The organism is Marivita sp., assembly GCF_017643905.1.
Taxonomy (GTDB): Bacteria; Pseudomonadota; Alphaproteobacteria; order Rhodobacterales; family Rhodobacteraceae; genus Marivita.
Window position 1 is genome coordinate 1 of the sequence record NZ_JAEPMO010000184.1, and the last position, 7,254, is coordinate 7,254.

9 protein-coding genes are annotated in these 7,254 nt (G+C 61.0%); 5 read left to right on the forward strand and 4 right to left on the reverse strand.

Going from position 1 to position 7,254, the window contains the following annotated elements:
* Positions 1 to 121: 121 nt before the first annotated feature.
* Positions 122 to 1,849 (forward strand): tetratricopeptide repeat protein, encoded by a 1,728-nt coding sequence (locus tag JJ869_RS20660; RefSeq protein ID WP_292270238.1) that lies wholly within the window; start codon positions 122 to 124, stop codon positions 1,847 to 1,849.
* Positions 1,833 to 2,636, forward strand: a complete 804-nt coding sequence (locus JJ869_RS20665; RefSeq protein ID WP_292270239.1) for a 4-(cytidine 5'-diphospho)-2-C-methyl-D-erythritol kinase — start codon at positions 1,833 to 1,835, stop codon at positions 2,634 to 2,636. The genes JJ869_RS20660 and JJ869_RS20665 overlap by 17 nt, the downstream gene beginning before the upstream one ends.
* Here JJ869_RS20665 and JJ869_RS20670 read toward each other — a convergent pair.
* Positions 2,629 to 3,624, reverse strand: coding sequence for a polyprenyl synthetase family protein (locus tag JJ869_RS20670; RefSeq protein ID WP_292270241.1), 996 nt, complete (start codon positions 3,622 to 3,624; stop codon positions 2,629 to 2,631). The two genes, JJ869_RS20665 and JJ869_RS20670, sit on opposite strands and share 8 nt — an antisense overlap.
* Before the next feature lie 59 nt (positions 3,625 to 3,683).
* Here JJ869_RS20670 and JJ869_RS20675 point away from each other — a divergent pair, with 59 nt between their 5' ends.
* The 3 genes from JJ869_RS20675 (at position 3,684) to JJ869_RS20685 (ending at position 4,938) form a co-directional block, all read left to right on the forward strand.
* The gene (locus tag JJ869_RS20675; protein WP_085630564.1) at positions 3,684 to 3,899 is read left to right on the forward strand and encodes a DUF2007 domain-containing protein; all 216 of its coding nucleotides are present in this window, start codon (positions 3,684 to 3,686) and stop codon (positions 3,897 to 3,899) included.
* Positions 3,889 to 4,695: a methyltransferase domain-containing protein gene (locus JJ869_RS20680; RefSeq protein ID WP_292270244.1), complete on the forward strand. Its 807-nt coding sequence runs from the start codon at positions 3,889 to 3,891 to the stop codon at positions 4,693 to 4,695. The genes JJ869_RS20675 and JJ869_RS20680 overlap by 11 nt, the downstream gene beginning before the upstream one ends.
* Positions 4,696 to 4,776: 81 nt before the next feature.
* Positions 4,777 to 4,938, forward strand: coding sequence for a DUF465 domain-containing protein (locus JJ869_RS20685; RefSeq protein ID WP_292270245.1), 162 nt, complete (start codon positions 4,777 to 4,779; stop codon positions 4,936 to 4,938).
* Between the two features lie 33 nt (positions 4,939 to 4,971).
* On the opposite strand, the gene gcvA is transcribed toward JJ869_RS20685, so the two are convergent.
* The 3 genes from gcvA to JJ869_RS20700 all read right to left on the reverse strand — a co-directional run.
* Positions 4,972 to 5,910 (reverse strand): transcriptional regulator GcvA, encoded by a 939-nt coding sequence (gene gcvA / locus JJ869_RS20690; protein ID WP_292270248.1) that lies wholly within the window; start codon positions 5,908 to 5,910, stop codon positions 4,972 to 4,974.
* Between the two features lie 282 nt (positions 5,911 to 6,192).
* Positions 6,193 to 6,777, reverse strand: coding sequence for an alpha/beta hydrolase (locus JJ869_RS20695; RefSeq protein WP_292270254.1), 585 nt, complete (start codon positions 6,775 to 6,777; stop codon positions 6,193 to 6,195).
* 4 nt (positions 6,778 to 6,781) lie between these two features.
* The coding region (locus tag JJ869_RS20700; RefSeq protein WP_292270251.1) for a VOC family protein at positions 6,782 to 7,254 on the reverse strand (473 nt) is incomplete at its 5' end.

Genomic DNA, 7,254 nt, shown 5'->3' on the forward strand with positions numbered 1-7,254 from the left:
CCGAACTATCCGAACATGTAAAGCGACGAGGCCGGGCCAACGCCCGGCCTTTTGCTTTGGTTGCGTGTGCCCAACCGCCGCGCTACGCTTCGCCAAATTCGCCTTTTTCAAGGAGACAGACATGGCGCAATCGAGCATGAAACGGCTTCTGGGAACTGCGGCGCTTGCGCTCTGCCTGATGACACCCGGAGGCGTGTTCGCCAACAGTCTGTCGGGGGATTACCTTGCCGGCCGGCAGGCCAGCATCGAAGGCGATATTCAGGCGGCGGCGTCCTACTATGGGCGCGCGGTCATGCATGACCCTGAAAACCCCGTGATCCTCGAACGGGCGGCACTGGCCGAGATGTCGCTCGGCGACTTGGAGCGGGCCGCCGCGCTGTCCAACAAGCTGGTCAATGACGGCCATCGCAGCCAGGTCGCGCAAATGGCGATTGTCGCGCAACTGGCAGCGGCCGAGGATTACGATGCGCTCGTTGCCAAGGTGAACGAGGACCGCGGTGTCGGTCCCTTGGTCGATGGGCTTCTTCTGGCGTGGTCGCAACTGGGCCGTGGCGACATGTCGGCAACCCTTGTGCAGTTCGACGATCTGTCCAAACAGCAGGGTATGCGCAATTTCGCGATGTATCACAAAGCCTTGGCTCTGGCGTCGGTTGGGGATTTCGAAAGCTCTGCGGCGATCCTCGAAAACGCGGGCACCGGAGGCATGCAACTCACCCGGCGCGGCGTCATGGCCCATGTCGAAGTCCTGAGCCAGCTTGACCGCAACGACGATGCCCTGACGCTGATCGAGACCGCCTTTGGCGCAGAGCTTGACCCCGGCCTGAGCCTGATGCGCGATGCGCTGCAAACGGGCGAAGCAATCCCCTTTACCCATATCCGCGGGGCGCGCGATGGTCTGGCTGAAGTGTTCTACACACTCGCCGCTGCCCTTGCGAACGAGGCGAATGACGAATTTACCCTGCTCTACACGCGGGTGGCGGAATACCTGCGCCCCGATCACATCGACGCCATTTTGCTGACCGCCAGCCTGCTGGACGATATGGGCCAGTCCGCGCTTGCCGTCAAAGCCTATGCCGAGGTGCCCGAAGACCACCCGGCTTATCACGCCGCCGAACTGGGCCGCGCCGCCGCCCTGCGCGACAGCAACAAGGTGGATGCGGCGGTCGAAGTGTTGCAGAAACTGGCCAAGACCCATGGTGATCAGCCCATCGTCCATTCGACGCTGGGCGATACGATGCGGCAGCTGGAGCGCTATCAAGAGGCCATCGACGCCTACACGAAGGCGCTGGACCTCTTTGAAATGGAAACCCGAAGCCAGTGGTTCCTGCACTATGCCCGCGCGATCTGCTTTGAGCGGCTTGATCGCTGGGACGAGGCCGAGGCCGATTTCCGCGCAGCTTTGGAGCTGAACCCGGATCAGCCGCAGGTGCTCAACTACCTTGGCTATTCCTTGGTCGAAAAGAAGATCAAGTTGGACGAGGCGCTCGACATGATCGAACGTGCCGCCGCAGCGCAGCCCGACAGCGGCTACATCATCGACAGCCTGGGTTGGGTGCTGTACCGCCTTGGCCGCTACGAAGAAGCCGTTGGCCACATGGAACGGGCTGCCGAACTGATGCCGGTTGATCCAATCGTCAACGACCATCTGGGCGATGTCTACTGGGCCGTGGGCCGCAAGACCGAGGCGCGGTTCCAGTGGCGGCGGGCCTTGTCGTTTGTCGTCTACAGCTCGACCGCCGAAGAGGTGAACGCAGAGCGCATCCGCGCCAAGCTGGATGTCGGTCTGGATCAGGTTCTGGCGGACGAGGGAGCGCCGCCGCTCCAGGTGGCGAATGACAGCAGCGACTGAATTCGCTCCGGCCAAGATCAACCTCGCTCTGCATGTCACTGGCCAGAAGGCCAACGGTTATCATCTGCTTGATTCCCTTGTGGTCTTTGCTCGTGTCGGAGATGCCCTGTCGGTCACTTCTGCGGATCGCACGTCTTTGACGGTGGATGGTCCCTTTTCCGACGGTGTGCCCAACGACCCGCGCAACCTTGTCTGGAAGGCTCTGGACCGTGCCGCTGTGACGGCGCAGGTCGCCCTGACCAAGAACCTGCCCCATGGGGCGGGGATCGGGGGCGGATCGTCTGATGCGGCCGCCATCCTGCGCGCGGTTGGACGTCCTGATCTGGCGCTTGGTCTCGGTGCAGATGTTCCGGTGTGTCTGGGGTCACAGCCGCAGAGGATGCAGGGCATCGGTGACGTGCTGAGCGATGTGCCAGACTGCCCGCGTTTTTGGCTGGTGCTGGTCAACCCCGGCGCCCATGTTCCGACCATGGACGTCTTTGGTGCGTTGTCGTCCAAACGAAACCCACCCATGGACCCGATGCCAGTGGATGGCGGCTGGCTGGTTTGGCTGGCTGCGCAGCGCAACGACCTGCAAGACCCGGCAATCGCCTATGCGCCCGTCATCGGTGACGCGCTCGCGGCACTTGGCGATGCACAGCTTGCGCGGATGTCCGGATCAGGTTCGACCTGTTTCGGGATTTACCGGGATGAGGCATCTGCCAGCGCCGCGCAGGCCCGCATTGCAGGTGCCCAACCCGATTGGTGGGTGGTGGCAACGCAAACCTTTGGTGCCGGGGTCAGTTGACCCGCGCCACCACGTAATCGGCCAGATCGTCGAGCATTTCGCGGATCGGGTGCTCTGGCAGCGTGGCCAGTGCGGAGCGTGCCTTGGCGATCCAGTCATTGGCTTCCGCCCGTGTCGCCTCAAGCGTGCCGTGCTTGTTCAAAAGCGCAATCGCGTGCTCAAGATCGCCCTCTTCCTGACGCCCCTTTTCGATGGTGCGTTTCCAGAACGCGAGTTCTTCGTCGTTCCCCAAGGCGACCGCCTTGATCACCGGCAGCGTCAGCTTGCGTTCGCGGAAATCGTCGCCGACATTCTTGCCGGTGGCATCCGATCCCCAGTAATCCAACAGGTCGTCAACGATCTGGAACGCGATGCCCAAAGCGTCGCCATAGTCGAACAGTGCCTTGATCTGCGCCTCGTCCATGTCGGCAATCACGCCGCCGACTTCGGTTGCGGCGGAAAACAGCGCCGCCGTCTTGCCGCGCACCACCTGCAGGTAGATCGCTTCGGTCGTGCGCAGATCCTGCGCCGCCGTCATCTGCAAGACCTCGCCTTCCGCAATGGTGGCCGCCGCATCAGACAGGATGCGCAGCACGCGGATGTTGTTGGTCTCGGTCATCAACTGGAACGACCGCGCGAACAGGTAGTCGCCGACCAGAACGCTCGATTTGTTGTCCCACAGCAGGTTCGCGGTGGGCCGTCCCCGCCGCCTTTCGCTTTCGTCCACCACGTCGTCATGCAGCAGCGTCGCGGTGTGGATGAACTCAACCGTCGCGGCCAGCTTTACGTGGTTGTCGCCCTCATAGCCGCACATCCGTGCCGCTGCGAGCGTCAGCATTGGGCGCAGGCGTTTGCCCCCCGCCTCGACCAGATGCGCGGTCACTTCGGGAATGCGCGGCGCGTGTTCCGAGGCCATCCTCGTGCGGATCAGCGTGTTCACTTCGGCCATGTCATCCGCCAGCGCTTCTGCCAGCCGATCATGCGGTTTCTGACTTTGTTTATCCAACATGATCACCATTCCTTCAGGAAGGCTCGACAAAGCGGGCCCGGTGTTCCTACATCATGGTCATGGAAGAGCTTTTGCGCACCAATGACATCACACTGATACCGCTCGCCCGAGCCGTTCTTGAGGACGAGGGTATAGACAGCTTTGAATTGGACGTAAACATGAGCATCCTCGAAGGCTCCATCGGCATTTTGCCACGCCGCCTCATGGTCCGAAGCGATGAGCTTGACGACGCAAGGCGTGTCTTGCGCGAATACGGTGTCAAGTTTGAGGACTGACCCCTTTGCGGGGGACGAGTTGACCCGCGACGATTTTCTGGGCGGAGCGGTTCGTTTGTGGCAGCCAAAGGACGGATATCGCGCGGGCGTCGATCCGGTCTTGCTTGCGGCCTCGATCCCGGCGGAAACCGGGGACAGCGTGCTTGAATTGGGTTGTGGCGGTGGCGCTGCGTTGGCCTGTCTGGCCAAGCGCGTGCCGGGAATCCTTTGCACCGGGGTGGAAATGCAACCTGCCTATGCCGCTTTGGCGCAACGCAATATGGACGACAACGGTTTGGCCGGGTCCGTGCACTGTGCTGACCTGTCCAATCTGCCGCCTGCCGTCAAATCGCAGCGTTTCGACCACGTCATCGCCAACCCCCCCTATTTCGAGGATTTCCGCGCAGTTGCGGCACGGTCGCAGGAACGGGCGGTTTCGCGGTCGGGCGCCCTGCCTCTGGAAAAATGGGTGAGCGTCGCGTCGAAACGGCTCAAGCCCGGTGGTGTCGCAACCTTCATCCAGCGGGCGGACCGTCTGCCCGAACTCATGAGTGCGTTTTTCGCCTGCTTGGGTGCGCTTGAGCTTTGGCCGATCCATCCGCGCAGCACTCGTCCCGCACGTCTTGTCCTGTTGCGCGGTCGCAAGGAGCGGCGTTCGGCGTTCGTTTCTCACCCGCCGCTCGTGCTGCATCGCGGCGAAAGCCACGAGAGAGATGCCGATTCGTATACAGAGCTGGTATCGAAAGTATTGCGATCCGCGCAGGCGTTGCCGTTTCCGGTTCAAAACCGCCCCGTAATGCGTCGCAGTCAGCCATAATTCACCAACCATGCGGGTGCAGCGTGACAGATTTGTAAAACTGTGATCGACTGAAGATCCAATCAGTCACAGGAGGACTTCATGAGCTTGACTTCACATCTTCAGGAACTGAAGCGGAAGCACCAAACCCTGTCTGAAGAGGTCGAACAGGCCCAACGCGCCCCAGGTTCGGATGACCTGATGATCGCGTCGCTTAAAAAGCAGAAACTCCGACTAAAAGAAGAAATCGAACGACTTTCCTAAAACCTACAAGCCCGGGTCTCCCCCCGGGCTTTTTCATATCTGATCGACCGGGATCAGCTGCTTCTCTGGCAGTTGCGCCACCAAAGCCCCTATCTTTTTGTCGAGCCAATCCGAAAACGCCGCGACCTGCGGTTTCTTTTCGTGTCCCACCGGGCAGACAAAGCGGAAATGCGCGTCCGTCGACAAAGCTATGTCGAAGGGTGCTACGAGTTGCCCGTCGTTCAACGCCCCGGCAGCCAGGGTGCTGCGGGCCATGACAACGCCACCCCCCGACAGCGCTGCATCCACAGCGTGATCGGCATGGCTGAAATGCGATCCCGTCAGCTTTGGCGGGGTGATCCCGTTTGCCCGGAACCATTGTGCCCAGTCCGCGCGGGGCCGCAGGAAATCGACGCTGTCGTCAAAGATCAGCGGTGCGCTGCATAGTTTTTCCGGTGTGTCGTACACCTTGGCCATCGCAGGTGTCATCATCGGTGCAAACCAATCTCGCATCAGCACGCGGGAATAGAGCCCTTCATCCGGGCCATAGCCAAACCGGATCGCGGCATCTACGTCGTCGCGGACAAAATCGACCAATCGCAAGCTTGCCGAAAATCGCAGGTCAATATCCGGGTGAGCTTGCGCAAATTCAAAAAGGCGCGGCGCAAGCACCTTGGCGGTGAACGCGGGACCCGCTGTTACTGTCAGAATGTTCGATTGCGCCTGTCTGCGGGCCGATCGCCATGCCGCAAGGATCAGGTCGAACCCGTCTCTCACGCCTGATTGTAACGCCACGCCTTCGGGCGTGAGTTCGACCGCACGGTTCAAACGTCGGAACACCGGTGCGCCCAGATGTTCCTCAAGCGACTTGATCTGAAAGGACAGCGCAGCAGGGGTCACATGCAATTCCGCAGCGGCCTGCGCAAAGGACATGTGACGCGCGGCGGCCTCAAAGGCGCGCAAAGCGGTCAAAGGGGGCAGGCGGTCGCTCATGTTCACATAAGTATAACTTAACTGAAGCTGTGAAAAGTCTCGTTTGTCGCAATCTTACATAGCCTCCACATAAGGGACAGTTAAATTCTGCAAACGTGAGGAAAGACAAATGATCGAATATGCCAAAGACGCCCGCCACCGCGACGCCATCCGCGCAGCCCACGAAGCCCGTGGTGACATGATGCGCAACCTTTTGAAGGCCTTGTTCCGCTGATGGTCAAAAAGCTGAAGCTGGAAAACAGAACGCCCCCGCACCATGATTGGCCGGGGGCGTTTTTTCGTTCAGAGCATGTTGGCCTGTATGGCGGCCAGTTCGGATTGCACCAATTCATGCCCGCCGGGGTGCCAATGCTCGATCACATCGGCACCTTGCGCACGCAGGTAATCGGTCAGGGATCGGGTCAACGGTGCCGGGCAGATCGGATCGCGTTCACCTGCCGTGATCAGCCAGCGTGTTGCCGCCAGGCCGGTCTGCGGGGCCGGGGTCCACGGAATCAGCGGGTGCATTGCGATCACATCGGTGAACAGGTCAGGATCTTCGAACGCCACCGCCGCCGCGATGTTCGCGCCATTTGAATATCCAAGCGCGATCACCCGCGTCGCGCCCGTTTCAGCGATCTTGGACCGGATGAATTCGGCCATCGCCAAACGCCGCTTGGCCAGATCGTCCATGTCATAGACACCTTCGCCCGTACGTCGGAAATAGCGGTTCATCCCGTGTTCCAACACGTCACCGCGTGGGGATACGACATGTGCCCCCGGCCAAAGCTGTTCCGCCAACCCGTGAAACTGGGTTTCGTCTCCACCTGTGCCATGGAAGGTGAACACCAAGGGCGCGCCGGGCGTGCCCTTGGTTTCGCGCGTCATGTAGTCAGTCAACGATCGGCTCCAGGTACTTTTCTTCCAGAACCTTGCGCAGATGCTCGTGCTGTGTCGGCAGCTTGAGCGCTTCGCCCAGATGTGCCGTGTCCTCGTCGCGGTCAAAGCCCGGCTCGTTGGTGGCGACTTCGAACAGCACCCCACCCGGCGTGCGGAAATAGATCGCGTAGAAGTAGTCGCGGTCGATCACAGGCGTCACCTGATAGCCCGTGTCCATCAGCGCCTTGCGCACTTCGAGCTGCTTTTCTCGGTTGTCCACGGAAAACGCGATGTGGTGCACCGAACCGGCCCCCTGATCCGCGCCGGGCGCGTTGACCTGTGTGATGTCGATTACATTGGCCTCGTTGCCGCCGGGCACGTGGAAGCGTGTGACGTTCTCCTGCCGATCCAGCTCCTCGTAGCCCATGTATTGCAGCAGTTCGGCACTGGCCGCCGCATCGCGCAGGCGCATGTCCGCGCTGTGGA